A 25,313-nucleotide genomic window follows, 5' to 3' on the forward strand; every position below is an offset into this window, starting at 1 on the left:
ACTAGAACACGTTCTCGTTTTTGTCGACCGATCCCCGGTCGAGCGCACTGTGCAGTCCGGCACGCCGCCCGGAAAACACGCAGTCGGCCAGCGACAGACCACTCACGTAGGACCTAGAACAGATTCCCACCGCGGTCCGCCCCGCCGCGTACAGACCGCGAATGGGCACGCCGGCACCGGACCGGACGGCACCGGTCTCCTCGTCCACGACCAGGCCGCCCAACGTCAGCATCGGGCACGGATAGCCGAGGTTCGGCTTGATCGAGACGTCGATCAGCGAGTACGGCGCCTGGTCCAGCGGCCGCGCGAACTCCGCGGGCTTGCCCGTCGGATCCGCGCCGGACCGCGCCGCCTCGACACTGGTGGCCAGCCCGCCGGGATCAACGCCCGCCTTGCGCGCGACCTCGTCGAGCGAACCGGCGACGACGCGCTGCCGCAGCAGATACCGCACCTGAAGCCCTTGGAACCATTGACTTTGCCCGCGCGCGTCCCGTTTGACCTCCTGGACGATGGCGTCGTCGACCAGCAGCCAGCCTCGTCCGTCATGTTCGGTGATCATCCGTTCGCCGACGGCGGCGCCGTACCGGGATTCGTCGATGATGCGGCCGCCCGTCTTGTCCACGAGCAGGCCACCCAGGAATGCCGACGGCGGGGTGATGAACCGCCACGCGGAGATCCGCCCGAGTTCGGCGGTGGCCCCGCCCGCCTCGACGCCCATCCGGATGCCGGACCCGTCGTCGGCGGAGGTCCCGAGCGCCAGCCCGCCCCGATACGCGGGCGCGTGCTCGCGCACCATCTCGCGGTTCGCGATGAACCCGCCCGCCGCGAGAACGACTCCGCGGGTAGCGGAAATCCGCAGTTCACGGCCGTAGCGGCGTTCGATCCGCTCCGCTCGCCGGTGCAGCGACTTCCGCAGCGAGGGCACGTAGATCCCCGGTTTGGCGGCATACGCCGACAGCCTCCGGTGCGCGGCCCGCACGCGAGCGGGGGCGTCCCGCAAAGACGAGACGACGACACCGGTGACTGCCCCGTCCTCATCGACGATGAGGTTCCGCGCGGCGGTCTGCGGCAGCACCTGGATCCCGCGGCTCCGGACCGCCTCCATCAGCCGCTTCATCAGCAGTTTTCCCGAAGTGCCCGGCCCCTTGACGCGATGCCCGCGCGGCGCCGGCTTGGCCGCGTCGCGGAAACCGCCCGCCGCCTCGCTGCCCGAGTAGTACAGATAGTGCTTGTCGCTCGGGTAAGACGTCTTGTACGGGCACAGACTGCCCTCGAAGGGCACGCCGTTGCCTTCCAGCCAGGAGATCATCTCCGTACTACCCGCGCAGAACCGCCGCAGCGTCTCCTCGGAGACGACGTCGCCGACCTCCAGCCGCAGGTAGTCGTACATCGCGTCGACGCTGTCGTCGACGCCGGCGTCCCGCTGCTGCGCCGTCCCGCCGCCGGCGTAGACGACACCGCCACTGACCGCGCTCGCGCCACCGCCGGAGAACCGGTCCAGCACGAGCACCCGGGCACCGGCGTCGGCCGCTTCGATCGCCGCGCAGGCGCCCGCCGCACCGAAACCCACGATCACCACATCCGCGACGAGGGAGTCCATGGCCCTACCCTAGAACTAGAACACGTTCTCGTCTATGGTGACTGGAGCAGCGCGGATGCTGCTCGATACTTCCTACAACGTGTTTCAGGTGAGGGGCGTATGGAGTTCGACGTGATCGTGGCGGGCACCGGTGCCGCCGGGATGACCGCCGCACTGTCCGCAGCCCACCGGGGACTCGAGGTCCTGGTCGTGGAGAAGGCCGCCCACTTCGGCGGCTCCACCGCGCGCTCCGGCGGCGGCGTCTGGATCCCCGGCAACCACGCGCTGCGGGCGGCCGGGATCTCCGAACCCCCCGAGCGGGCGCGCGAGTACCTCGAAGCGATCGTCGGTGACGTGGTCCCCGCCGAACTCCGCTCGGCCTTCCTCGACCGCGGCCCCGAGGTCCTCGCCTTCGTCTGCGACAAGACGCCGTTGCGCTTCCGCTGGGTCCGCGGCTACTCGGACTACCACCCGGAAGCCCCCGGCGGGCGCGCGGGCGGACGGTCGGTGGAGCCGGCCGCGCTCGACGGCAACCTGCTCGGACCGGAGCTGGCGAATCTGGAGCCGCCGTACAGCGCTCCCCCGCTGGGCGCGCCGATCACCCAGGCGGACTACCGGTGGCTGAGCCTGCTCGCCCGGCATCCGCGCGGCATCCTCCGCGTACTGAGTCTCGGCGGCCGCTGGCTCGCGGGCCGGATCCGCCGTCAGCGGCTGCTGTCCATGGGGCAAGCGCTTGCGGCCGGGCTGCGCGAAGGACTGCGGCGGGCGGAGGTCCCCGTCTGGCTGAACACCCCCTGGTGGATCTGGAGATCGAAGGCGACCGGGTGACCGGCGTCGTCGTGCGCCACGAGGGCGAGGACAAGCTGATCCGGGCTCGGCTCGGCGTCGTCCTCGGCGCCGGCGGGTTCGAACGCAACGAGGAGATGCGGGTCAAGTACCAGCGGGCGCCCATCGGCACGGAATGGACCGTCGGCGCGGAGGCCAACACCGGCGACGCCATCGACGCCGGGCTCAAACTCGGCGCGGCCGTCGACCTGATGGACGACGCCTGGTGGGGTCCGTCCATCCCGCTCACCGGCGGCCCGTGGTTCGCGCTCGCCGAGCGGTCGCGGCCGGGCTGCCTGATGGTCAACGCGCGAGGCGAGCGCTTCGTCAACGAGTCGGCGCCCTACGTCGAGGCCGTGCACGCGATGTACGGCGACGGGGACGGACCCGGCGAGAACATTCCGACCTGGCTGGTGTTCGACCAGCGCAACCGCAACCGGTACATGTTCACCGGCCTCGGCCCGCGCCAGCCGCTGCCCGGCCGCTGGTTCAAAGCGGGCATCGCGGTCAAAGCGAGCACCATCGCGAAACTCGCCGAGCGGATCGAGGTCCCGGCCGACGCGCTGGAGAACACCGTGCGCCGCTTCAACGGCTTCGCGAAAAGCGGTGTGGACGAGGACTTCCACCGCGGGCGCAGCGCGTACGACCACTACTACGGCGACCCGCGGAACAAACCCAACCCGAGCCTGGGTCCGCTGGACGTCGCGCCGTACTACGCGGTGAAGATCGTGCCCGGCGACCTGGGCACCAAGGGCGGATTGAGGATCGACCCGCACGCGCGCGTCCTGCGCGAGGACGGGTCGGTCATCGACGGGCTTTACGCGGCGGGCAACACGAGCGCGGCGGTGATGGGCCGCACCTACGCGGGCCCCGGCGCGACGATCGGCCCGGCGATGGTGTTCGGCTACCTTGCGGCCGAGCACCTCGCGCAGCAAGATCACACCAAAGCGGGAGGCAGCCGATGACGACGGAATCCGTACGGCAGATCGACGCGGGCGCGCCCCCCACGCGGTTCGCGCGCGGGTGGCACTGTCTCGGCCTGGCCGAGTCGTTCCGCGACGGGAAACCGCACGCCATCACCGCGTTCGGGACGAAACTGGTGGTCTTCGCCGATTCGTCCGGCAAGCTGAACGTGCTCGACGGGTACTGCCGCCACATGGGCGGCGACCTCACCCAGGGCGAGGTCAAGGGCGACGAGATCGCCTGCCCGTTCCACGACTGGCGCTGGAACGGCAACGGCAAATGCGTGTCGATCCCCTACGCCAAACGGGTTCCGCTGCGGGCGCGGACGAAGTCGTGGACCGTGCTGGAGGAGAACAAGCAGCTCTTCGTCTGGCACGACCCGGAGGGCAACCCGCCGCCGGAAGACGTCGTCATCCCGCGGATCGAGGGCATCTTCACCGGCGAGTGGAGCAACTGGACCTGGGACTCGGTGCTCATCGAGGGCTCCAACTGCCGCGAGATCATCGACAACATGGTCGACATGGCGCACTTCTTCTACATCCACTACGCCTTCCCGACCTACTTCAAGAACGTGTTCGAGGGCCATATCGCCACGCAGTACCTGAACACGAAAGGCCGCCCGGACAAGGGGATGGCGTCCAACTACGGCGGCGAGGAGAACCTGCTGCGGTCGGAGGCGTCGTACTTCGGCCCGTCGTACATGATCAACACGCTGCTCAACACGTACCAGGGTTTCGAGATCGAGAACGTGCTGATCAACTGCCACTACCCGGTCACCGAGAACTCGTTCGTCCTGCAGTGGGGCGTGAGCGTGAAGAAGTTCGAGGGCGTCTCGGACGAGCACGCGGACAAGATCGCCGGGAAGTTCGCCAAGGGCATCGGCGTCGGGTTCCTGCAGGACGTCGAGATCTGGCGCAACAAGACCCGCATCGACAACCCGTTGCTGTGCGAGGAGGACGGGCCGGTGTATCAGCTGCGCCGCTGGTACGACCAGTTCTATGTGGACGCCGCCGACGTCACCGAGGACATGACGCGGCGGTTCGAGTTCGAAGTGGACACCAGCCGCGCCAACGAGGTCTGGGCGGCGGAGGTGGCCGACAACCTGGCGCGGCAGCAGGCGGAAGAGGCCGGGGTGTGAAGCCCGAGACCGTCGAATTCCTCACCGCCGGGCTGCGGCCGCTGAGCTGCCGCGCGTGCGGGACCTGCGTGCTGGTCAAGAAGAACAGCATGCAGCACACCAGCATCCAGTGGACGAGCGACGCGTCCCGGAGCTGCCCGGTGTTCGCCGAGCAGAAGGCCTCCGGCGCGCAGACGGCGTTGCTCGACACCTGCGGCAATCTCAGCGACAGCATCGAGATCGCCTTGAAGGACGGCCTGCTGGAGGTGCCCGAATGAGCGGCCCCGTCACCGTGACCGTCGCCGAGGTGATCACCGAGACGCCCGACGCGCGCTCGATCGTGTTCGAGATCCCGGCCGAGCACGCCTCCGTTTTCGCTTACACCCCAGGGCAGTTCCTCACGCTGCGCGTGCCGAGCGACCGGACCGGTTCGGTGGCCCGCTGCTACTCGCTCTCCAGCGCGCCGCACGAGGGCCGGGTGCAGGTCACCGTCAAGCGCACCGCCGACGGCTATGGGTCGAACTGGCTGTGCGACAACCTCCAGGCGGGGCAAGAGGTCCAGGTGCTGCCACCGGCCGGGGTGTTCAGCCCCGCGTCGCTCGACGAGGACTTCCTGCTGCTCGCGGGCGGCAGCGGCATCACCCCGGTGATGTCGATCCTCAAATCCGCGCTGGAGCACGGCACCGGCAAGGTGGTGCTGCTGTACGCCAATCGCGACGAAGGTTCGGTGATCTTCGCCCGGGAGCTGGCGGATCTCGCTGCTCGGTATCAGGACCGGCTGGTCGTCGTGCACTGGCTGGAGAGCCTGCAGGGGTTGCCGACGGAGGCGCACCTGCGCGCGCTGGTGACGCCGTACACCGCGCACGAGGCGTTCATCTGCGGCCCGGGGCCGTTCATGGACGCCGCGCGCACGGTGCTCAAGGACCTCGGGTTGCCGCGCAAGCGGATCCACCTGGAGCGGTTCCTGTCCCTGGGCGGGAACCCGTTCGAGGTGGCCGAGCCCGTCGCCGTCGAAGAGGCCGAGACCCCGGCGTCGGTCGAAGTCACGCTCGACGGCGAGACCAAGAACCTCACCTGGCCACGCCGGACGAAGCTGCTGGACCTGTTGCTGGAAAAGGGTTTCGACGCGCCGTACTCCTGCCGCGAGGGCCAGTGCAGCGCGTGCGCCTGCCGGGTCACCTCCGGCGAGGTGAAGATGCTGAACAACGAGGTCCTCGACGGCGACGACATCGCCGAAGGCATCGTGCTGGCGTGCCAGTCCCTGCCGCTGACCGACGAGGTCACCGTCACCTACGAGTAGGAGATGCCGGTGGTTTCCTCAGCGCCAGCCCGTGTCCAGACCCGTAACTCGCGTGCTCAGAGCCGTAACTCGCGTGATCGGGGCCGTATGACGCGCGGCCCGCGAGTTACGCCCCCAATCACGCGAGTTACGCCTTCGATCACGCGTGATCGCCCTGTCCCGAACAAACCCACAGCACCGTAGGAGTCCCCATGCCCATCGATCCTTCGGTCGCGATCGGCGCCGACCTCGGCGAGGTGAGTTTCGCCTGGACCGCGTCGGACGTGCAGCTCTACCACCTGGCGCTGGGCGCCGGCGCGGACCCGATGAGCCCGCGCGAACTGCGCTACACCTACGAAGACGGCCTCCAGGTGCTGCCGACGTTCGCCACCGTGGCGGCGAACTTGCGGGTGTTCGAGCCGCCGGCGGTCTCGTTCCCCGGCGTCGAGGTCGACCTCGGGAAGGTGTTGCACGGCAAGCAGGAGGTGATCGCGCACCGGCCCATCCCGGTCTCGGGGAAGGCCGTGGCGCGGACGCGGATCGTCGACGTGTTCGACAAGGGCAAGGCGGCCGTGATCGTGAACGAGACGGTCGCCACCGACTCGGATGGGACTCCACTGTGGACACTGCGGTCTAGCATCTTCGCCCGTGGTGAAGGAGGTTTCGGCGGCGAACGCGGACCCTCCGACCGGGTCGAACCCCCGTCTCGGGAGCCGGACGCCGTCATCGACACACCGACGCTGCCGCAACAGGCGCTGCTCTACCGGCTCTGCGGGGACCGCAACCCGCTGCACGCCGATCCCGCGTTCGCCGCGGCGGCCGGGTTCGACCGGCCGATCCTGCACGGCCTGTGCACGTACGGCGTCATCGCGAAGGCCGTCACCGACGAATTCCTCGACGGCGACGCCGCCCGCGTCGCGTCGTTCTCGGCCAAGTTCGCCGGCGTCGTCTTCCCCGGCGAACCGCTGCGGACCCGGGTCTGGCGCGAGCCTGCCGGGCTGCTGATCGCGACCACGGCGCCGGACCGGGACGACGCGCCCGTCCTTTCCGACACTTTCTTGACCACGACAGACTGAATCATCGTTCCCGCAGGTAGCGGACCTGGCTAGACTCGACCGAGTGCGCCCCTTGATCTCGGACCCGTATGCCGAACTCGGCCGGGACTACGCGCGATCGAGACGGCCGGATCCCCGCGTCGCCGCCGCCATCACCGCCGCCCTCGGTGACGCGCGCTCGGTGGTCAACGTCGGGGCCGGAGCCGGTTCCTACGAGCCGGAAGACCGCGACGTGGTGGCCGTCGAGCCGTCGCGGCGGATGATCACGCAGCGTCCGTCCACCGCCGCCCCCGCCGTCCAGGCGTGCGCGGAAGGGCTGCCCTTCGCCGACGGCGCCTTCGACGCCGCGCTGGCGGTGCTCACCGTCCACCACTGGACGGACGTGACCGCCGGGCTGACCGAGTTGCGGCGCGTCTCCCGCCGCCAGGTGATCGTGACCTGGGACCAGGCGGTGTTCGCACGGTTCTGGCTGGTGCGGGACTACCTGCCGGAGATCGCCGAACACGAGAGCAGGCTGGCCTGCCTCGACCGGGTCGTCGAAGAACTGACCGCGGCGGGCCGGGCACCCACGGTGGCCCCGCTGCCGGTGCCGTCCGACTGCGTCGACGGGTTCCTCGGCGCGTATTGGCGCAGGCCGGAGGCCTACCTGTCCGAGCGCGTGCGCGCGGGGATGTCCGGGGTGGCCCTGCTGGACCAGAACGTCGTCGCGACGGCGGTCGGCCGGCTGCGCGCCGATCTCGCGGACGGGCATTGGCACCGGCACCACGTCGGCCTGCTCGGCCGGACGGAACTCGACCTGGGCTACCGGCTCGTCACGGCGTGATTCAGTACACAGTGGACACTCTCGCGGCGTGGACGGCGGTCGACCCCGGCCGCGAGGCGTGGTATTCATGGCTCTCGTGACGGCAGGGACGGGAGCGGCATGACGACGGAGTACTTCGTGGTCCGTGGCCAGGTGGAGAAGGGCGATCAGCGCGGCAGGGAGCTGGGTTTCCCGACCGCCAACATCGCGCTGCGCGACCAGGACGGCCAGGTCGGCGACGGGGTGTGGGCGGGCTGGGCCGAACGCGCCGACGGCACCCGGATCGCGGCCGCGGTCTCGGTCGGCAGGCGGCCGACCTACTACGGCGCGGACGGCTACCGGCTCGTCGAGGCGCACCTGCTGGACTTCAGCGGAGACCTCTACGGCGAGGTGCTGACCGTCTGGCTGGGCCACCACTTGCGCGAGCAGGAGGCGTACCCGTCGTCGGAGGCGCTGATCGTCGCGCTCAACAAGGACATCGCCGACGCCCGCAAGTGGGCCGCGGAGAACCCGGCCGAGGGCCTGCCGGACGCGGGCGCCGCGGAGGCCGGTGTCGTGCGGCGCGTCCCGCTCGCCTGAGCTGAAGGACGCTTTCCTCGCATAAGACGCGGTGAAAGCGCCCTTCACCGCGTGACATGAGGGGAAAGCGTCCTTCAGCCGCTACACCGCCGCACCCAGCAGCATGTAGCCCATGCCGAGCCCCATGATCACCCGGCACACCCGCCGCGACGTCTGACCGGAGACCGAGGCGCCCCGCGCCGCGAGCACCCCGGCGCGCACCGCGTCCGCCGCGAAATACGCGGCCACGGCGCCGAAGATCAGCGAGAGCCACAACGCCGAAGTGCCGCCGGGGCCGGACATCACCAGCCACGGGCCGTGGGTGACGTCACTGTGCGGCATGAACGTCACCATGAACAGCATCGCGACGGCCGAGACGGCGTGATGCCCGCACGACGCGTGCCCGGAGCGCCGCCCCTTCCACCACGAGACGGCGAACCAGCCGGCCGTCAGCGCCAGCACCGCCTGCCAGCCCGCCGCCGGGATCGGGCCGCCCACCGGCGACAGCATCGCGACCATGGCGACGACGAGCAGCAGTTCGGCCAGGTCGCCGTTGCGGACCGCCGTGCCCTGCCTGCCGTAGTCCAGCCGGACGAGTCTCAGCACGCACGGCAGCACCAGCGCGGCGAACACCGCGGTCAGGGCCCACGCGACGACGATTGGTCCAGACATGGCACCTCCCGGCCGGTAGCCCTTTCACCGTGGCAGGTACCGCTCTAGTACACCATCGGGCATTGAGGTGATCTCAACCCGCGGTCAGGACCAGTCCGCTCGTGGGTACGCCCGTGCCGGCGGTCACCAGCACACGCGAGGCCCCGTCGACCTGGTTGACGGCGTCGCCCCGGAGCTGCCGGACCCCTTCGGCGATCCCGTTCATCCCGTGGATGTAGGCCTCCCCCAGCTGCCCGCCGTGCGGGTTGAGCGGGAGCTTCCCGTCGAGCTCCAGGGTGCCGCCGCCGATGAAGTCCTTGGCCTCCCCCTTCCCGCAGAAGCCGAGTTCTTCCAGCTGCATCAGGACATAAGGGGTGAAGTGGTCGTACAGCACGGCGAGGTCCATGTCGCCGGGGCCCAGCCCGGACTGCTCCCACAGCTGCCGTCCCACCACGCCCATCTCGGGCAGCGCCGGCAGGTCGTCGCGGTAGTAGCTGGTCATCACGTACTGGTCCGGCCCGCTCCCCTGCGCGGCCGCCGCGATCACGGCGGGCCGGTGCGGCAGGTCGCGCGCCCGCTCGGCACTGGTGACCACCAGGGCGACCCCGCCGTCGCTCTCCTGGCAGCAGTCCAGCAGATGCAACGGTTCGGCGACCCAGCGGGAGGCCTGGTGCTCTTCGAGCGTGATCGGCTTGCCGTAGAACCACGCCTGGGGGTTGGTCGCCGCGCGGGCGCGGTCGACGACGGCCACCCGGCCGAAGTCCTCGCTGGTCGCGCCGTACTCGTGCATGTAGCGCCGGGCGAGCATGGCGACGGTCGCGGCCGGGGTCGCGATGCCCATCGGGTAATGGAACGCGTTGTCGACGCCGGACGAGTTCACCTGCCCCGCCGCGGCCGAGGACACCTGCCCGAACCGCATGCCGGACCGTTCGTTGAACGCCCGGTACGCGACGACGACGTCCGCGATCCCGGTCGCGACGGCCATCGCGGCCTGCTGCACGGTCGCGGCCGCGGCCCCGCCGCCGTAATGGATCCGGCTGAAGAACTTGAGCTCCGGGATGCCGAGCTCCCGCGCGACGGCGATCTCGCTGTTGCCGTCCATGGTGAACGACACCAGTCCGTCCACATCGGACGGAGTGAGCCCGGCGTCCTTCAGCGCGCTCGAAACCGCTTCCGCCGCCAGCCGCAGCTCACTGCGCCCGGAATCCTTGGAGAACTCGGTCGCACCGATCCCGGCGATGGCCGCCCGTCCGGAGAGGGTCATCACTCGCCTCCCAACGTGATCGCCACGGTGCCCACCACATGCTCGCCGAGACTGTCCACACCGGACACCGAGACCACGACGTCGTCGCCGTCCCGTTCCGTGACCCGGCCGGTGAAGGTCAGCGTGTCGTAGGCGTAACAGGGCACGCCGAGCCGGATCTTGATCGACCGCACGAACGCCTCCGGGCCCGCCCAGTCGGTCACGAACCGTTGCACCAGGCCGGTGTCGGTGAGGATGTTGAGGAAGATGTCCTTCGAGCCGCGCTGCACGGCGGCGTCGCGATCGTGGTGGACGTCCTGGAAATCCCGGGTCGCCAGCGCGGTGCTCACCACGAAGGTCGGGGTGGCCTCGATCGTCAGCGGCGGCAGCTCGGTGCCGACCGAACAGTCCTTCATCGCGCGACCCTCCAAGCGGGCAACGTCAGTTCGTCGTCGATCTTCACGAACGCGGCCTCCACCGGGAGTCCGATGTGGACGGACTCGGGATCGGCGTCGAGCAGCTCGCCCATCACCCGGACACCCTCCTCCAGTTCGACCAGCGCGACCACGAACGGCAGATCCTTGCCGGGGACCTTCGGATGGTGGTGCACCACGTAGCTGTAAACCGTTCCGCGTCCGCACGCCACGACGTAGTCGGGCTTGGCGTCGAAATCCCCGTCCGGTGGCATGGGGCCCGGCGGATGCCGCAAGGTCTCACCCCAGCGCTGGATCCGCAGTTCCCCTTCCCGCAGACCGGCCCAGAAGAACTCGGTGTCCTTGCTGATCACCGGCCGCAGGACGGGCGCGGCCGTCTTGGCGGGCCCGGCGCCCGGCGGTCGGAACTTCAGCACCCGGAACACCATGTCCGCGACGGCCTCGTCGCCGACGTACCAGGTGGTCTTCGTCGTCACGAACCAGCCTTCGCCCAGCGCGGTGCGTTTCGGCCCGACGACGCTTTCGAGTTTCGCGGTCGCGGCGACGCGTTCCCCGTGCCGGAGATACCGGAAGTAGTTCTGCTCGGAGTTCGTCGCGACGACCGAGGTGAACCCGGCCTCGTCGAGCACCTCCATCATCGCGCCGAGCGGATCGTCCGACGCCCTCGTCCAGTGCAGCCCGCCCATCGTCCACACCTGCGCCATCGCGGGTGGCGCGACAAGTCCCTTGTGGACACTCGCGGCGGCGAACTCCTCGTCGACGTACACCGGATTGCGGTCGCCGATGGCTTCGACCCAGTTGTTCACCATCGCCTGGTTGACCGCGTCACGCGCGGCCCTCGGCGCGGATTCCCCGCGTGCGGCGATGCGTTCAGCCGCTTCCTGGATGCTCATCGCGGCACCCTCGGCAGGCCGAGCCCGGCGGTGGCGATCAGCTCGCGCTGGATTTCGCTGACGCCGCCGCCGAAGGTCAGCACCAGATTGCGTTTGGCCACCACGTCCAGCCACCGCGCCAGTTCCGCGGTTTCGGCGTCGGCTTGATCGCCGTGTCGCGCCACGATCTCCTCCAGTTTCCTGGTCAGCCGCTGGATGCGCTCGGAGCCGACGATCTTGGTGGCCGACGCGTCGGCCACCGCCACCGGCCCGGTCGCCGACGACGCCGCGACCTGCCAGTTCAGCAGTTCGTTGATCCGGGCGGTCGCCAAGGTCTCCGCGAGGACGGCCCGGACGTCGGGCAGGTGGAGCAGCGGGGCGCCGTCCGGGGTCTTCCGCGACGCCGCCCACTCGCGGACGCGGTCGTGGAGACCGCCGATCCGTCCGGCGGGGCCGAGCATGACGCGTTCGTGGTTCAGCTGGGTGGTGATCAGCCGCCAGCCCTCGTTCTCCTTGCCCACCAGCATGTTCGCGGGCACCCGGACATCCGAGTAGTAGGTGGCGTTCACGTGGTGGGCGCCGTCGCAGGTGATGATCGGCGTCCACGAATAGCCCGGGTCGCGGGTGTCCATGATGAGGATCGAGATTCCCTTGTGCCGGGGCGCGCCGGGATCGGTGCGCACGGCCAGCCAGATGTAGTCGGCGTCGTGCCCGCCGGTGGTGAAGATCTTCTGGCCGTTGACGACGTACTCGTCCCCTTCGCGCACCGCTGTCGTGCGCAGCGCCGCCAGGTCCGTTCCCGCCTCGGGTTCGGTGTAGCCGATGGCGAAATGCACCTCGCCCGCGAGGATCTTGGGCAGGAACAGGGATTTCTGCTCCTCGGTGCCGAACGCCTGCAACGTGGGGCCGACGGTCTGCAAGGTCACCGACGGCAGCTGGACGTCGGCGCGGGCGGCCTCGTCGACGAAGATGTGCTGCTCGATCTCGCCGAAACCCCGGCCGCCGTACTGTTCCGGCCAGCCGACGCCCAACCAGCCGTCACGGCCCATCCGGCGCACGATCTCGCGGTACACCGGCCCGTGCCGCTCCCGCAGCATCGCGCGCCGTTCGTCGGCGCTCACCAGCCCGGCGAAGTACTTGCGCAGTTCGGAGCGCAACTCGTGTTGCGCCGCGGTCAGTTCGATCAGCATCGGTTCACCCCGCCACCAGTTCGCCCAGACCGGCCAGCCGATGCGAGGCGCCGCCGAGCGTTCGTCCCAGATCCTTGACCGCCGACGAGAACCGGTGCAGCGGATACGTTTCGTCCACGCCGATCCCGCCGTGCAGGTGATGACAGACGGCCAGCGCCGCGGGCGCCTCCTCCGCCAGCCAGTAGGCCGCGATGTCGAGTTCAGCGTCGGCGTCGAGCCCCGCCGCGAGCCGCCAGACCGCCGACCGGGCGGCCAGCTGGACCGTCCTCGAAGCGATGTAGACGTCCGCGATCTGTTGCGCCACCGCCTGGAACGCCGCCAGCGGGCGCCCGAACTGCTCCCGCTCGCCGACGTGTTTCGTGGTGAGCGCGAGCGCGCCGGCGAGCAGCCCGTCGCCGAACGCCACGGCACCCGCGAGCGCGAAGCGGTGCAGCGTCGCGATCGACTCGCCGGGGCCGTGCCCGTTGAGGAGATCGGCGTCGGTGACGGTCACCGAATCGAGCGTCATCGTGTAATCCGGTGTGCCGGAAGAGGTTCTCGTCGGGGTCAGGGTCACGCCGTCCGCGTGGGGATCGACGAGGAAGACGCCGGTGCCGCCGGGCAGCGAAGCGGGCGTCAGGATCCGGGTCGCTTCCGCCGCGAACGGCACGCCGACCTTGACCCCGCTCAGGCGCCAGTCCCCGGCCGATTCCGCGACGGTCGCGGGCCGGGTGGTGAACGGCGCGGAAGGTTCGTGCAGCGCGGCGGTGAGCACCGATTCCCCCGCGGCGACCGGCGGGAGCAGCGCCGAGCGCTGATCCGGCCCGCCGAGCGCGGTGACCGGCAGGACCCCGAAGGCCAGCGACGCCAGCGCGGGCGCCGTCGAGGCGACGCGGCCGAGTTCGGTCAGCACCAAGGCGACTTCGGCGACACCGAGACCGTCGCCACCGAGTTCGGCGGGCAGCGCCAGCGCGAGCAAACCGGCGTCGGCCAGCGCGCGCCACGTGTCCGCGGGCTCACGCTCCTTGCCGAGCACGCGCGCGGCCAGCGCGGTGACCTCGGTCTGCGTCTCGTCGAACTGGAAGTCCACACTGGCTCCTCACCGGGGCGAACGGGCACAATATTGAAACCTGTTCTAGTCTTATCCGGAAGGAGCCGCGACGGCAAGGGGGAGGATCTAGGAGGTGGCCTTGAGCAGTTCCGCGAGCGCGTCGGCGAAGTGGTCGGCGAGCGGCCACAGGTCCCCGGTGAGTTCACGGGCGCCGAGCAGGCCGACGTCGACCCGGCCCGCGTTGGACAGCACGGTGATGTTGAGCCCGGCGCCGTGGAACACCGGGCCGAGCGGGTAGAGCCCGGTGATCCGGCAGCCCAGCAGGTACAGCGGCATCGGCGGACCGGGCACGTTGGAGACCACCAGGTTGTGCACCACCGGATGCCGTTCGGCCAGGCGCAGCGCGGAATACGCGCGTACCGCGAGCCCGAACATGGTCGCCGCCGAGAACTGCGCCCAGTCCTGGAGCATGTCCGCGTCGATGTCGTGGTGATGGTCCTTGGACAGCCGGTTCGACTCCGCGAGCATGAACACGCGCGCGGCCGGATCGTCCAGATGGGTGGGCAGCGACGCGAAGAACGCCGAGACCTTGTTGTTCCCGTGCTCGCGTTCGGTGCGGCCGTGCACCGACACCGGCACGGTCGCCACCAGCGGATCCGCCGGCAGTTCGCCCCGATCTCGCAGGAACTGCCGCAGGGCACCGGCCACCACGGCGAGGACGACGTCGTTGACCGTCACCCCGAAGGCGTTCTTGATCCGTTTGACGTCGTCGAGATCGAGGGAGGCGTAGGCGACGCTGCGATGCGCGGTGATCGTCCCGTTGAACGACGTCCGCGGCGCCGTGAACGGAACCGGCATCCCCTTGCCCTGCAACGCTTTGCCCAGCCATCTCGGCACGAGTTCGACCAGGCCGGGAAGTAGCTTCACCACCTCGACCGGGCGTTTCGCGAACGACGTCAGCCCGGCGCCGAACAGCGCGCGCCTGCCGGGAACGTCCGCGTTGCGGCGTTCGTCCCGTGCGATCTCCGGCGGCGGGGCGTCCGGTTCGAGCCCGGCGAGGGAGGCGATCAGGCTGGCGCCGCCGACCCCGTCGACGCTGGCGTGGTGCATCTTCAGCAGGACCGCGATCCCGCCGCCGGCCAGGCCCTCGATGACGTACAACTGCCACAGCGGCTGCGCCCGGTCCAGCCGTTGTCCCGCGATGTGGGCGCAGAGCTCGGCCAGTTCCCGCCGGTCACCGGGCGCGGGTACGCCGATGCGGTGAACATGGGCTTCGAGGTCGAAGTCCTCGTCCTCCACCCACACCGGATGCGCCAGATTCCAGAGTGGATTGTGCAGCTTGCGCCGGAACGCCGGGATCAGCTCCACCCGTTCGGCCAGTTTCTCCTTGAAACGCTCGAAATCGTAGCCGCCGGGCATGGTCGAACCGTCCAAGGTGAGCAGCCCGCACACGTGCAGTACCTGGGCAGGTGTCTCCAGGTACAGAAAACTCGCGTCCAGACCACTCAATCTCTGCATGAGAATCACCTTAAGTGAACTTTGCAACCCGTTCTAGCCGGTCACCCGGCGGTAGGATCGGTGCCCATGCAGCCGAGTTTCGTCGTCCGCCAGGCCCTCCAGCTCGCGCTCACCGCGAACGCGCTGAAGCCGCCGAGAGGCGCCCGGACGGCGGTCCCGGCGTTCTTCGCGGGCTGGCTCACCGGGGAGCTCGCCCCGCATCTGCTCGCGCTCACCGCGGCCGACGCGGCGGCGCACGTCGCCCGGCACCGCGGCGGGTCGAGCAAGGCGGGGCTCGCCCTCGCGGCGGCGTCGGCGGCCGGGCTCGGCACGCTGATCGCGCAGTCGCAGCGGGCCCGCGACGAGATCGAGACCGCGCTGACCGAGGGCATCGGCGAGGCGTACGTCGACGAACTCGAGCACCCGCCGAGCCTGACCGACCTCGCGACGCCGTGGGGCCAGCTGGCCATGCCGTTCCGCATGCGCGACCCCGAGGTCCGGCGGACCCGCAACATCGCCTACGCGCCCGGCGGGAAACGGTTCCTGCTCGACATCTACGCCCCGCGCGAACCGGTCACCGGCGCGCCGATCCTGCTCCAGGTGCACGGCGGCGCCTGGGTGATCGGCAACAAGGACCAGCAGGGCCTGCCGCTGATGCTGCACATGGCCAAACGCGGCTGGATCTGCGTCGCGATCAACTACCCGCTCTCCCCCGCCGCCCGCTGGCCCGCGCATATCGTCGCCGCGAAACGCGCGCTGGCCTGGATCCGGGACAACGCCGAGACCTACGGCGGCGACCCGTCCTTCGTCGCCGTCACCGGCGGATCCGCGGGCGGGCATCTCGCCGCGCTGCTGGCCTTGACCGCCAACGACCCGGCGCTCCAGCCCGGCTTCACCGAAGCCGACACGAGCATCCAAGCGTGCGCCCCGCACTATGGCGTGTACGACTTCGCCGCGACCAGCGGACGGCGCTCCAGCCAGACCCGGCTGAAGACGCTCATCGCCCGGCACGTCTTCGAGGCGGACCGGGATCCGGTGAACTTCCTCGACGACTACATCGCGGCGTCCCCGCTCGACCGCATCACCGAGGACGCGCCGCCGTTCTTCGTCATCCACGGCGTCCACGACTCGCTGGTGCCGGTGGGCGAGGCACGCGAATTCGTGCGGCGCCTGCGGGACAAGTCCCAGCGTGAGGTCGCGTACGCGGAGATCTCCGGTGCGCAGCACGCCTTCGACGTCTTCCCGTCCATCCGCAGCGCCCATGTGGTGCGCGGGGTGGAACGGTTCCTGGAGTGGAGCTATCGCACCTGGCTGCGGTCCGGCTCCTCGTGAGTGGCAAGGACGGTTAGAACCGTCCTTGCCACTCACGAGACGGGAGGTCAGGGCGGGTAGATCACGTCGGCCGGCCGCGCGGAAGACGGCCCGTCGACCCGCCAGCCTTCGCCGTCGCGCACGAACCGGTACCACCGTTCGTCACGGCCGTAGCGCAGTTGCAGATCGCCCTGGGTGATCCGGTTCCGCCAGGTCCTGGGCTCTCCCGGCAATCCCGACTCGGCCAGGTCCGCCTTGGCCTGGGCGAGCGGCGCCTGTCCCGGCCGCCACGCCTCCCGGACCGCCGCCATCCCGCCCCGGCCCGCCTCACGCCAGGCCTGCGCCCACAAGGCCAGATCCCGCGCCGCCACCCCGGCCGCCTCGGCGAGTTCGGCGACCACGTGCGGATCGCTCGCCGCCGCGCGGCGCGCGAGGTCTTCTTCGAACGACAGCTCCACCTCGCGCTCGGGCCCCATGACCAGCAGCTCCCATGCCCTCGCGGCGGCGTCGGCGGCCAGTTCGACGAACATCTCCCCGCTCCAGCCGGTGCGGTGCGGCGGGTCGACGTCGAGGACCGCGGGCGGCCCGACCGTGCCCGGGACGGCCGGCCGCGGCGGCAGCGCGGCGATCCGCCGGGTGTAGGCCCGCCTTGGGTCCACGCCGGGCGCGGCGGGGGCGCGCACCCGTTTGCCCGGCTCGCTCGCGGGCGCGCGGCGGGACCGCAGTTCCGCGAGCACGGCTTCCCTCGGCCTGCCGCGCAACAGGAACAGCACGAACGGATCGGCGTCGACCTCGTCCGCGACCAGGTAGTACACCGCCGCGACGTGCTTGCACGGGTTCGCGCTGTCCGGACAGGAGCATTTCGGGCGCAGATCGCCGGGGCCAGGCAGCAGATCCGCGCCCGCGGTCCGCGCGTCCTCGGCCAGCTCGCCGGGCAACTCGCCGTCGAGGAGGGCGGCGACGTGCCCGAGCCGCGAGCCCACCATGCCGAGCAGGCTCTCCCACTGCGGCTCGGTGAACGCCCGCATGTGGATCGTCACCCGGTACGGCACCGCCCGGCTGCCCTGCACCCAGGCCGTCACCTCGCCCGCACCGACCGCGAGCTTGCTGACGGTGCCTTTGCGCGCGTACGTCCGGCCGCGCGGCAGGCGGTTCGGGTCGAGTTTGGCGCGCTCCTCCAGCGCCTCGACCCACGCCTTGCCCCACCACGTGTTGCCGAAGGTGCGCCGCTTCCGCCCTGTCACGCCGGGCATCACGTCTCCCCGAGCCGGACCAGGTCTGCCAGTTCGTCGTCGGACAGCTCGGTGATCCAGTCCTCGCCCGCGCCGATGACCGCGTCGGCCAGCCCGCGTTTGGTCTCCAGAACCTTGGCGATGCGCTCTTCGAGCGTGCCTTCGGCGATCAGCCGGTGCACCTGGACCGGCCGGTCCTGCCCGATCCGGTACGCGCGGTCGGTCGCCTGATCCTCGACCGCCGGGTTCCACCAGCGGTCGTAATGGATCACGTGGGTGGCCTTGGTCAGGTTGAGCCCGACCCCGCCCGCCTTGAGCGAGAGCAGGAACACCGGGACCTCGCCGGCCTGGAACCGGGCGACCATGTCCTCCCGGACCTTGGGCGTGCTCGACCCGGACAGCAGCATCGTCGGCAGCCCGCGTTCGGCCAGGCGTTTCTCCAGCAGGCGGCACAGCTGGACGTACTGGCTGAACACGAGCACGCTGTCGCCCTCGTCGAGGATGACGTCGAGCAGTTCCTCGAACGCGGCGAGTTTGCCGGACCGGCCGTGCAGCACGCCGGGCTCCTTGAGGTACTGCGCCGGATGGTTGCAGATCTGCTTGAGCTCGGTGAGCAGTTTGAGCACCTGCCCGCGCCGGGCCACGCCGTCCAGCTCGCGGATCATCGCGAGGTTCTCCCGGACCACGGCCTCGTACAGCGTCGTCTGCTCGGCGGTGAGCGGGACGAACCGGTCGGTCTCGGTCTTGCGCGGGAGCTCCGGCGCGATATCCGGGTCGGTTTTCTTGCGGCGCAACAGGAACGGCCGGACGGTCGCGGCGAGCCGTTCGGTCGCCGCGGTGTCGCGGTCCCGTTCGATCGGGCGGGCGACCTTGCGGCGGAACCCGTCGAGCGAACCGAGCAGGCCTGGCGTCGTCCAGTCGATGATGGACCACAGTTCGGTGAGCCGGTTCTCCATCGGCGTCCCGGTCAGCGCGACCTTCGCCGCGGCCGGGATCTTCCGCAGTTCCTTGGCGGTGACCGAAAGCGGGTTCTTGACGTGCTGCGCCTCGTCGGCGGCGATCATCCCCCAGTCCACTTCGGACAGTGCCTCGCGATCGCGGCGGAGCACACCGTACGTGGCGAGCACGACCTCGTCCGGCGCGACCTCGTCGAGATGGCGTCCGCCACCGTGGAACCGGCGTACCGGGATGTCCGGCGCGAACCGGGCGAATTCCCGTTCCCAGTTGCCCAGCAACGACGTCGGGCAGAGGACGAGCGTGGGCCCCTCGCCGCGCGGGCGGCGGTGCAGGTGCAGGGAGATGAGCTGGATCGTCTTGCCGAGCCCCATGTCGTCGGCGAGGCAGGCGCCGAGACCGAGCCCGGTCATCGTCGCCAGCCAAGCCAGCCCCGCCTTCTGATACGGCCGCAGGGTGGCCTTCAGTTCCGCGGGCTGCTCGATCGGTTCCGCGGCACTGTCCCGGATTCGCTGGAGCAGCCCCGTCAGCGCCGACGGGGCGGTGAACTCGACCTTTTCGCCGTCCAGCTCCAGTTCGCCGGTGAGCGCCGCGGCCAGCGCCTCGGCCCCGGTGAGCTTCTTCGCCCGGTGGGCACGCACCTTGGCGATCAGGCGGGCGTCGACCTTGACCCATTTGCCCCGCAGCCGCACCAGTGGCCGCTTCGCCTCCGCGAGCGCGGTGACCTCGGCGTCGGTGAGGTCCTCGTCGCCGAGACTCATCCGCCAGTGGAACCGCAGCAGGCTCTTGAGCGTGAACTCGGGCCCGGTGACGCTACCCGGAGCCTGCGTCGCACTCGCCTTCGCCTTGAGCTCGCCCGCGAAGAGATCCTTCGGCCACTGCACCTCGATGCCGGCGCCGCCCAGCGCCGCGTCCCCGTGGGTCAGCAGGTCGACGACCTCGTCGTAGTCCAGCACCAGCCCGGTCGGCGCGGCGGACTGGAGCATGCGGCCCAGCGGCGCCCACGCCCTCGCTCCTCGGCGCAGGCCGAGCAGCAACTGCGTCTCGACCTGCTCACCCATGCGTTCCAGCACCGCCTCCGGCGCGTCCCACAGCGTCGCCGCCTCGACGATCAGGCTCGGATCGGCGGCGCTCCGCACGGCGAGAACGGCCTCGAAGGTCGGCTCGTCTTCGGGATTTTCGGGCTCGTGCACCTCCATGCGCAGGATGAGATGCGCGCCCTGGGCCTGCCGGGCGCTCAGTTCCGCCAGCCACGCGGCGCCGTCCGGCCCGACCAGCGTCGGCTGGGCGGCCGCGAACGCCGGACCGCCCGCCGCGACGCTCGCGGCGGGCGTGCGGACCAGCACGTCCGCCGTCGCGTCCCAGAGCGCGCGGATCAGCGACTCCGGCGAATGCAGGCGGATCCGTTTCAGCCCGGACAACGGCAGCGCGTGCGCCTCGGGAGGCAGCGCGGCGGCGAGCCCGCGCAGCAGCTCCTCGTCGGCGACGTCGAGCGGGCCGACCCGCCACGAATCCACCCCGCCGGGTGAGGCCGCGGGCAGCAGCCTGCCGCGGGCGATGAGGTTCACCCCGGCCTCGGCGACGGCCGACCAGGCGGCGATGGCCGGGCTCAGCTCGCCCTCCGCGGTGAGCAGCCGCGGAATCGCGCGTGACAACGGGACGAGTGCCGCGTCGACCTTCGTGCGCCGGAAGATCTTGCCTGCCGGAAGCACGAGTTCGATCGCGGTGTCACCCGCTACGCCGTCTCCCCAGAGCGCCAGCACGCCGTCCCGCGGGGGATCCGACGGGACGAAGGTGGCTTGGGTTCCTGTGCCGAACTCCACGCCTCGCACGCTAGAGCACGGGACCGACATCGTTCGGGCGGCGGTGCCGTGACAGGACCTTTCCCGGCGGATTTTGCGAGGAAGGGACCTTTCATGGCACACGAAAAGGCCGTGACAGGGACTTTCAGGACCGAGGCAGCCCCAGCAACCGCTCCGCCGTCAGCGACAGCAGCACCTGGGTCGTCCCGCCCGCGATGCTGAGGCACCGGGTCAGCAGGAACTCGTGCTGCGCCGGGTCGCCGTCCACGAGGGCGCGCTCACCGAGCGACTCCAGCGCGAACTCCGCCACCGCCTGCCGATGCCGCACCCCCAGCAGCTTGCGCACACTCGACTCGGCGCCGGGGTCTTGCCCGTCGAGCCGCCGCAGCGTCGCCCGCAGGTCCAGCACCGAACAGGCGCTCCCGTCGGCGATCAGCGCACCGAGCCGCTCCCGATCGGCGTCCTCGCCGAGCGTGGCGAGCAGATTCTCGACGCCCTCCCCCACCGCCGAGCCGCTCCCGAGGGCGACCCGCTCGTTCGCCAGCGTCGTCCGCGCGAGCCGCCAGCCGCCGTCGACCTCCCCGACCACCATCTCGTCCGGCACGAACACGTCGTCGAGGAACACCTCGTTGAAGACGGCGTCGCCGGTGATCTCGCGCAGCGGTCGCGTACTGATGCCGCCGGACGTCATGTCGACCAGGAAGTAAGTGATCCCCTGGTGTTTCGGCGCGTCGGGATCGGTGCGCGCCAGGCAGATCGCCCAATCGGCTTCTCGCGCGAGAGACGTCCACACCTTCTGGCCGTTGAGCAGCCATCCGCCGTCGACGCGCCGGGCCGTCGTGCGCAGCGACGCGAGATCCGAACCCGCGCCAGGCTCGCTGAACAACTGGCACCAGATGATCTCGCCGCGCAAAGTCGGTGCGGCGAAACGTTCGCGCTGCGCCGGGGAGCCGTGTTCCAGCAACGTCGGCACGGCCCAGCCGCCGATGACCAGATCCGGCCGCCGGACACCCGCGCCGTCGAGCGCGGCGTCGATCCGCAGCTGCTCGGCCGCGGTGGCACCCCTGCCGTACGGCGCGGGCCAGTGCGGGGCCAGCAGTCCCGAATCGGCCAGCGCGACCCGTCGCTCCGGCTCGGGCAACGCGGCGATTTCGCTTACCAGGTCACGAAGTCCGGCGTCTTCGCCGACATCGACGCTCAACGTCCGGCGGTCGCCGCGCAGCGCGAGTTCGGCGGCGCGACGACGCCAGCGGGCCGAACCGCCGAGCCACTGCCGCAGGGCGACGGCGCGACGCAGGTAGAAGTGCGCGTCATGCTCCCAGGTGAAGCCGATACCGCCGAGGACTTGAATGCAGTCCTTCGCGTTGGCCACGGCCGCGTCGAGCGCGTAGGCCGCCGCTGTCGCGGCCGCGAGGGCATGCTGCGCGGGGTCTTCGGCAGCCCTCGCCGCGTCCCACGCGAGCGCGTCGGCGGCTTCGGCCCGGCACAGCATTTCCGCGCAAAGATGCTTGATCGCCTGGAACGACCCGATGGGGCGGCCGAACTGCTCCCGGACCTTCGCGTACTCGACAGCGGTCCGGAGACACCATCGGGCGATCCCCGCGGCTTCGGCGGCACCGAGCGTGGCGGCGTAGGAATCCACCGGCAGCGCCTCGAAAACCGCTTCGGCCCGCACCTTCGAGCACCGGACTCGCCCGACCTGCCGCGAGAGATCGAACGGCTCGCACTGCTCGATGTCCATTCCGGACGCTCCGGGCGGGATGAGCGCGGTGACGGCGCCGTCGGAGACCAGCGTCCACGCCGACGGGTGAACGTCGAGAGCAGGTCCCGATTCGCCGTCGACCACCGAATCCTCGATGCGGAAACCACTGCCCAGCACCACCGCCAGCCGTTCGGTCCCGTCCGCGAGACCGGGCAGGATCTCCTTGGCGGTCTGGGGCACCGTCGCGAGCAGCGCGCCACCCAGCGCCGTCCCGAGGACAGGGCCGGGTACGAGCGCTTCGGCTGCTTCGGCGAGCCCGGCGGCCAGATCGGCGAGCGTACCGCCGGCGCCGCCGACGTCTTCGGGAATCGCCACGCCGAACAGGCCGAGGTCCGCCAGCCCCGGCGGCGGCTCGGCGATCCGGCCACTTCGGACGGCGTCGACGGGACGGACGGAAGCCGCCCAGGCGCGGATCGACGCGGCCAAGGCCGCTTGTTCTTCGGTGAGCGCGATCGACACGGGTGAGACCTCCTCGCCGGACCTACCCGCGAGTGTAGAACGTGTTACAGTTTCTTGCCCAGTGGGTCACGTCTTGAACAGTTCGTCCGCTTAGGTACGCTACGTGAGGAAAGTGGAACAAGTTCCGACGAAGGGGGACGTGGCGATGCCAGGGAAGGCCAAGGCACCCACGAGCGCGAAGGCGCGAAGCGGCAACGGTCTCTCCGCGCTGGGCGGCGAGGAACTCGGCTCCGCGGCCCAACGCGACCGGCGGCGCCGCATCATCGACGCGACCCTGACGCTCGCCGCGAAGGGCGGCTACGACGCCGTCCAGATGCGGGCGGTCGCCGAGAAGGCGGATGTCGCGCTCGGCACGCTGTACCGCTACTTCCCCTCGAAGATCCACCTGCTGGTTTCCGGGCTGGCCAGGGAATTCGAGCGCGCGCAGGAGAAACTCGACCGCGCCGCCATCCCTGGCGACACCCCGAGCGAGCGGCTGATGTTCGTCCTCGGCCGCAACACCCGGCTGATGCAGCGGGACCCGCACCTCACCGAGGCGATGGTCCGCGCGTTCATGTTCGCCGACACGACCGCGGCCGCCGAGGTCGAACAGGTCGGGCGGCTGATGGAGAACATGTTCGCCAAGGCCATGGGCATCGAAGACCCGACCGAGGCCGATCGTGACATCTTCCACGTCATCGCCGACGTCTGGATGGCGAATCTGGTCGCCTGGGTGACGCGGCGCGCGTCGGCGGCCGACGTCGCGAACCGGCTGGAGCTTTCCGTGCACCTGCTGCTGGACAAGAACGTCTGAAACCTCGTGAGTGGCGAGGACGGTTAGAACCGTCCTCACCACTCACGAGGCGGGTCAGGCGGTCAGCTTCGGCAGCACGTCCCGCCCGAAGGTCTCGATGAACTCGTCCTGGTTCCGGCCCACGTTGTGGATGTAGATCCGGTTGAACCCGGCGTCGACGTACTTCTGCAGCGCCGCGCGGTGCACGTCCGGATCGGACGAGACGACCATGCGCCCCTCGAAGTCCTCACGCCGCACCAGTTTCGCCATCTGCGCGAAGTCGAACGGCGAGCGGATGTCGGCCTTCGGGAACTTCATGCCGCCGTTGGGCCACTGGTCGAGCGCGTTGGCCCACGCCGTCTCGTCGTCCTCGGCCCACGACAGGTGCACCTGCAGCAGCTTCGGCATCGAGTCCGGGTCCTTGCCCGCCTTGCGCGCGCCGGTGCCGAAGTTGTCGAGGATCCCCGCCAGCTTCTCGATCGACGCGCCCGGCGTGATCAGCCCGTCCGCGAGCTCGCCGGTCTTGCGCGAGGTGTACGGGCCTGCCGAAGCGATGTAGATCGGCGGCGGCTCGTCCGGCAGCGTCCACAGCCGGGTGGTGTGCAGCTTGAAGAACTCGCCGCTGTGCTTGACGTCCTTGCCGGTGAACAGCTTCCGGATCACTTCGAGTGCCTCGAACATCCGCCGGACGCGCTCGGGCGCTTCGGGCCAGTAGCCGCCGATGATGTGCTCGTTGAGCGCTTCGCCGGAGCCGATACCGAGCCAGGTGCGTCCCGGGTAGGTCGCCTCCAGTGTCGCCGCGGCTTGCGCGACCATCGACGGGTGCAGCCGGAACGACGGGCACGTCACGCCCGGCCCGAGGTCGCCCGTGGTGTTCTCCGCCAGCGACGCGAGCACGCTCCACACGAAGGACGCTTCACCCTGTTGAGGGACCCAGGGCTGGAAGTGGTCGGCGGCCATCTGGCCGGAGAACCCGTGCTGTTCGGCCAGTGCGGCCAGCCGGATCGACTCGCGCGGAGAGAACTGCTCCAGCGCCGCGGCCAAGCCGATTTGAACCTCAGTCACGCCTGCTGCCCCTTTCGAAAGCTCTCGGCGACCTTCGCGAACCGGTCGAGTCGTTCCAGTGTCGCCGCTTCGGGCTCGGTCGGCAGGAAGAGCGTCGCCTCGTCGACACCGCCCTCGGCCAGCCTGCCCAGCGCGCCCTCTTCCGGGGTGGCACCGAAGGCCGAGAACTTGAGATCACCACGGCCCTGGTCCGCCAGCCACTGCCGCGCCCGGCGAAGCTCTTCCGGCGGGGTGTGCGCGTGCGGCAGCCAGCCGTCGCCGTACTTGGCGATCCGCTCCATCGCCTTCTGTCCCGCGCCACCGATGTAAATGGGCGGATGCGGCTTCTGCACCGGCTTCGGCCACGCGAAGATCGGGTCGAAGTCGACGTGCTCGCCGTGGAATTCGGCCTCGTCCTTCGTCCAGATCTCCTTCAGGGCCGCGAGCTGCTCGTCGACGAGCGCGCCGCGGGTGCGCGGATCCGTGCCGTGATTGCGCATTTCCTCCCGGTTCCACCCGACACCGACGCCGAAGACGAACCGGCCCCGCGAAACCAGGTCGAGCGAAGCGACCTCTTTCGCCGTGTGGATGACGTCGCGCTGCTGCAGCAACGCGACGCCCGTGCCCAGCTTCAGGTTCGACGTGGCCCCGGCCGCCGCCGTCAGCGCGACGAACGGGTCCAGGGTCCGGTAGTACACGCGCGGCAGTTCGCCGCCGCCCGGGTACGGCGTCTCCCGGCTGACCGGGATATGCGAATGCTCCGCGATGTGGAGCGAGCTGAACCCGCGCTCTTCGGCTGCTGCGGCGAGGACGTCCGGCCTGATGCCCTCATCGGTGATGAAGGTGGCGATTCCGATCTCCATGCCCGGTAACTACCCGGAC

The 25,313-nt window shown here is 70.3% G+C and carries 21 protein-coding genes and 1 pseudogene; 9 read left to right on the top strand and 13 right to left on the bottom strand.

Annotated elements, in window-relative coordinates; genetic code table 11:
- Nucleotide 1: 1 nt before the first annotated feature.
- Complete coding sequence (locus MJQ72_RS04375) at nt 2-1,600, bottom strand: FAD-binding protein (protein WP_240597870.1); 1,599 nt, start codon at nt 1,598-1,600, stop codon at nt 2-4.
- A gap of 141 nt (nt 1,601-1,741) precedes the next feature.
- Here MJQ72_RS04375 and kstD point away from each other — a divergent pair.
- From kstD to MJQ72_RS04410, 7 genes and pseudogenes are all read left to right on the top strand, one after another.
- Nucleotides 1,742-3,369 (top strand): annotated as a pseudogene (gene kstD, locus MJQ72_RS44595) (3-oxosteroid 1-dehydrogenase).
- Nucleotides 3,366-4,505 (top strand): Rieske 2Fe-2S domain-containing protein, encoded by a 1,140-nt coding sequence (locus MJQ72_RS04385; protein ID WP_240597871.1) that lies wholly within the window; start codon nt 3,366-3,368, stop codon nt 4,503-4,505. The pseudogene kstD and the gene MJQ72_RS04385 overlap by 4 nt, the downstream one beginning before the upstream one ends.
- On the top strand, nt 4,502-4,762 hold the full coding sequence (locus MJQ72_RS04390) for a hypothetical protein (RefSeq protein ID WP_240597873.1): 261 nt from the start codon (nt 4,502-4,504) through the stop codon (nt 4,760-4,762). Before MJQ72_RS04385 ends, MJQ72_RS04390 begins: the two co-directional genes overlap by 4 nt.
- Nucleotides 4,759-5,784 carry a ferredoxin--NADP reductase gene (locus MJQ72_RS04395; RefSeq protein ID WP_240597874.1) on the top strand — a complete coding sequence of 342 codons (1,026 nt, stop codon included), beginning with the start codon at nt 4,759-4,761 and terminating at the stop codon, nt 5,782-5,784. The genes MJQ72_RS04390 and MJQ72_RS04395 overlap by 4 nt, the downstream gene beginning before the upstream one ends.
- A gap of 191 nt (nt 5,785-5,975) precedes the next feature.
- On the top strand, nt 5,976-6,839 hold the full coding sequence (locus MJQ72_RS04400) for a MaoC/PaaZ C-terminal domain-containing protein (protein WP_240597876.1): 864 nt from the start codon (nt 5,976-5,978) through the stop codon (nt 6,837-6,839).
- Nucleotides 6,840-6,891: 52 nt separating this feature from the next.
- The gene (locus MJQ72_RS04405; RefSeq protein WP_240601253.1) at nt 6,892-7,641 is read left to right on the top strand and encodes a class I SAM-dependent methyltransferase; all 750 of its coding nucleotides are present in this window, start codon (nt 6,892-6,894) and stop codon (nt 7,639-7,641) included.
- Nucleotides 7,642-7,740: 99 nt separating this feature from the next.
- The gene (locus tag MJQ72_RS04410) at nt 7,741-8,199 is read left to right on the top strand and encodes a riboflavin kinase (protein WP_240597877.1); all 459 of its coding nucleotides are present in this window, start codon (nt 7,741-7,743) and stop codon (nt 8,197-8,199) included.
- An 81-nt stretch (nt 8,200-8,280) separates the two neighbouring features.
- Here the strand turns inward: MJQ72_RS04410 and MJQ72_RS04415 are convergent, their stop codons facing one another.
- The 7 genes from MJQ72_RS04415 to MJQ72_RS04445 all read right to left on the bottom strand — a co-directional run bounded on the left by MJQ72_RS04415 (nt 8,281) and on the right by MJQ72_RS04445 (nt 15,116).
- Entirely contained in the window at nt 8,281-8,850 is a 570-nt protein-coding gene (locus tag MJQ72_RS04415; protein WP_240597879.1) for a DUF5134 domain-containing protein, read from the bottom strand.
- 73 nt (nt 8,851-8,923) lie between these two features.
- Nucleotides 8,924-10,093, bottom strand: a complete 1,170-nt coding sequence (locus MJQ72_RS04420; RefSeq protein ID WP_240597880.1) for a lipid-transfer protein — start codon at nt 10,091-10,093, stop codon at nt 8,924-8,926.
- Nucleotides 10,093-10,488 (bottom strand): MaoC family dehydratase, encoded by a 396-nt coding sequence (locus tag MJQ72_RS04425; protein WP_038516056.1) that lies wholly within the window; start codon nt 10,486-10,488, stop codon nt 10,093-10,095. Before MJQ72_RS04425 ends, MJQ72_RS04420 begins: the two co-directional genes overlap by 1 nt.
- On the bottom strand, nt 10,485-11,399 hold the full coding sequence (locus tag MJQ72_RS04430) for a bifunctional MaoC family dehydratase N-terminal/OB-fold nucleic acid binding domain-containing protein (protein WP_240597883.1): 915 nt from the start codon (nt 11,397-11,399) through the stop codon (nt 10,485-10,487). The genes MJQ72_RS04425 and MJQ72_RS04430 overlap by 4 nt, the downstream gene beginning before the upstream one ends.
- Complete coding sequence (locus MJQ72_RS04435) at nt 11,396-12,568, bottom strand: acyl-CoA dehydrogenase family protein (RefSeq protein WP_240597884.1); 1,173 nt, start codon at nt 12,566-12,568, stop codon at nt 11,396-11,398. The genes MJQ72_RS04430 and MJQ72_RS04435 overlap by 4 nt, the downstream gene beginning before the upstream one ends.
- Before the next feature lie 4 nt (nt 12,569-12,572).
- On the bottom strand, nt 12,573-13,637 hold the full coding sequence (locus tag MJQ72_RS04440; protein ID WP_240597885.1) for an acyl-CoA dehydrogenase family protein: 1,065 nt from the start codon (nt 13,635-13,637) through the stop codon (nt 12,573-12,575).
- A gap of 87 nt (nt 13,638-13,724) precedes the next feature.
- Entirely contained in the window at nt 13,725-15,116 is a 1,392-nt protein-coding gene (locus tag MJQ72_RS04445) for a wax ester/triacylglycerol synthase family O-acyltransferase (protein WP_240597886.1), read from the bottom strand.
- Between the two features lie 66 nt (nt 15,117-15,182).
- Between MJQ72_RS04445 and MJQ72_RS04450 the strand changes: the two genes are divergently transcribed.
- Complete coding sequence (locus MJQ72_RS04450) at nt 15,183-16,427, top strand: alpha/beta hydrolase (RefSeq protein ID WP_240597887.1); 1,245 nt, start codon at nt 15,183-15,185, stop codon at nt 16,425-16,427.
- A 47-nt stretch (nt 16,428-16,474) separates the two neighbouring features.
- On the opposite strand, the gene MJQ72_RS04455 is transcribed toward MJQ72_RS04450, so the two are convergent.
- From MJQ72_RS04455 to MJQ72_RS04465, 3 genes are all read right to left on the bottom strand, one after another.
- Complete coding sequence (locus MJQ72_RS04455) at nt 16,475-17,659, bottom strand: SWIM zinc finger family protein (protein WP_240597888.1); 1,185 nt, start codon at nt 17,657-17,659, stop codon at nt 16,475-16,477.
- Nucleotides 17,659-20,445 (bottom strand): DEAD/DEAH box helicase, encoded by a 2,787-nt coding sequence (locus tag MJQ72_RS04460; RefSeq protein ID WP_396426928.1) that lies wholly within the window; start codon nt 20,443-20,445, stop codon nt 17,659-17,661. The genes MJQ72_RS04455 and MJQ72_RS04460 overlap by 1 nt, the downstream gene beginning before the upstream one ends.
- 94 nt (nt 20,446-20,539) lie before the next feature.
- On the bottom strand, nt 20,540-22,615 hold the full coding sequence (locus MJQ72_RS04465; protein WP_240597890.1) for an acyl-CoA dehydrogenase: 2,076 nt from the start codon (nt 22,613-22,615) through the stop codon (nt 20,540-20,542).
- Nucleotides 22,616-22,760: 145 nt separating this feature from the next.
- Here MJQ72_RS04465 and kstR point away from each other — a divergent pair, with 145 nt between their 5' ends.
- The gene (gene kstR / locus MJQ72_RS04470; RefSeq protein ID WP_038523880.1) at nt 22,761-23,408 is read left to right on the top strand and encodes a cholesterol catabolism transcriptional regulator KstR; all 648 of its coding nucleotides are present in this window, start codon (nt 22,761-22,763) and stop codon (nt 23,406-23,408) included.
- Between the two features lie 54 nt (nt 23,409-23,462).
- On the opposite strand, the gene MJQ72_RS04475 is transcribed toward kstR, so the two are convergent.
- Entirely contained in the window at nt 23,463-24,452 is a 990-nt protein-coding gene (locus tag MJQ72_RS04475) for a TIGR03557 family F420-dependent LLM class oxidoreductase (protein WP_007033688.1), read from the bottom strand.
- Nucleotides 24,449-25,294 (bottom strand): LLM class F420-dependent oxidoreductase, encoded by an 846-nt coding sequence (locus tag MJQ72_RS04480; RefSeq protein ID WP_240597891.1) that lies wholly within the window; start codon nt 25,292-25,294, stop codon nt 24,449-24,451. Before MJQ72_RS04480 ends, MJQ72_RS04475 begins: the two co-directional genes overlap by 4 nt.
- Nucleotides 25,295-25,313: the final 19 nt, after the last annotated feature.

The organism is Amycolatopsis sp. EV170708-02-1, from assembly GCF_022479115.1.
Lineage (GTDB): Bacteria > Actinomycetota > Actinomycetes > Mycobacteriales > Pseudonocardiaceae > Amycolatopsis.

Excerpts from the sequence above, each read along its gene's own strand:
- MJQ72_RS04415 (WP_240597879.1), bottom strand. The coding sequence starts at position 8,850 with ATGTCTGGACCAATCGTCGTCGCGTGGGCCCTGACCGCGGTGTTCGCC.
- MJQ72_RS04375 (WP_240597870.1), bottom strand. The coding sequence starts at position 1,600 with ATGGACTCCCTCGTCGCGGATGTGGTGATCGTGGGTTTCGGTGCGGCG.
- kstR (WP_038523880.1), top strand. The coding sequence starts at position 22,761 with ATGCCAGGGAAGGCCAAGGCACCCACGAGCGCGAAGGCGCGAAGCGGC.
- MJQ72_RS04410 (WP_240597877.1), top strand. The coding sequence starts at position 7,741 with ATGACGACGGAGTACTTCGTGGTCCGTGGCCAGGTGGAGAAGGGCGAT.
- MJQ72_RS04455 (WP_240597888.1), bottom strand. The coding sequence starts at position 17,659 with ATGCCCGGCGTGACAGGGCGGAAGCGGCGCACCTTCGGCAACACGTGG.
- MJQ72_RS04450 (WP_240597887.1), top strand. The coding sequence starts at position 15,183 with ATGCAGCCGAGTTTCGTCGTCCGCCAGGCCCTCCAGCTCGCGCTCACC.
- MJQ72_RS04430 (WP_240597883.1), bottom strand. The coding sequence starts at position 11,399 with ATGAGCATCCAGGAAGCGGCTGAACGCATCGCCGCACGCGGGGAATCC.
- MJQ72_RS04460 (WP_396426928.1), bottom strand. The coding sequence starts at position 20,445 with ATGTCGGTCCCGTGCTCTAGCGTGCGAGGCGTGGAGTTCGGCACAGGA.
- MJQ72_RS04445 (WP_240597886.1), bottom strand. The coding sequence starts at position 15,116 with ATGCAGAGATTGAGTGGTCTGGACGCGAGTTTTCTGTACCTGGAGACA.
- MJQ72_RS04435 (WP_240597884.1), bottom strand. The coding sequence starts at position 12,568 with ATGCTGATCGAACTGACCGCGGCGCAACACGAGTTGCGCTCCGAACTG.
- MJQ72_RS04420 (WP_240597880.1), bottom strand. The coding sequence starts at position 10,093 with ATGACCCTCTCCGGACGGGCGGCCATCGCCGGGATCGGTGCGACCGAG.
- MJQ72_RS04385 (WP_240597871.1), top strand. The coding sequence starts at position 3,366 with ATGACGACGGAATCCGTACGGCAGATCGACGCGGGCGCGCCCCCCACG.
- MJQ72_RS04400 (WP_240597876.1), top strand. The coding sequence starts at position 5,976 with ATGCCCATCGATCCTTCGGTCGCGATCGGCGCCGACCTCGGCGAGGTG.
- MJQ72_RS04425 (WP_038516056.1), bottom strand. The coding sequence starts at position 10,488 with ATGAAGGACTGTTCGGTCGGCACCGAGCTGCCGCCGCTGACGATCGAG.
- MJQ72_RS04395 (WP_240597874.1), top strand. The coding sequence starts at position 4,759 with ATGAGCGGCCCCGTCACCGTGACCGTCGCCGAGGTGATCACCGAGACG.
- MJQ72_RS04480 (WP_240597891.1), bottom strand. The coding sequence starts at position 25,294 with ATGGAGATCGGAATCGCCACCTTCATCACCGATGAGGGCATCAGGCCG.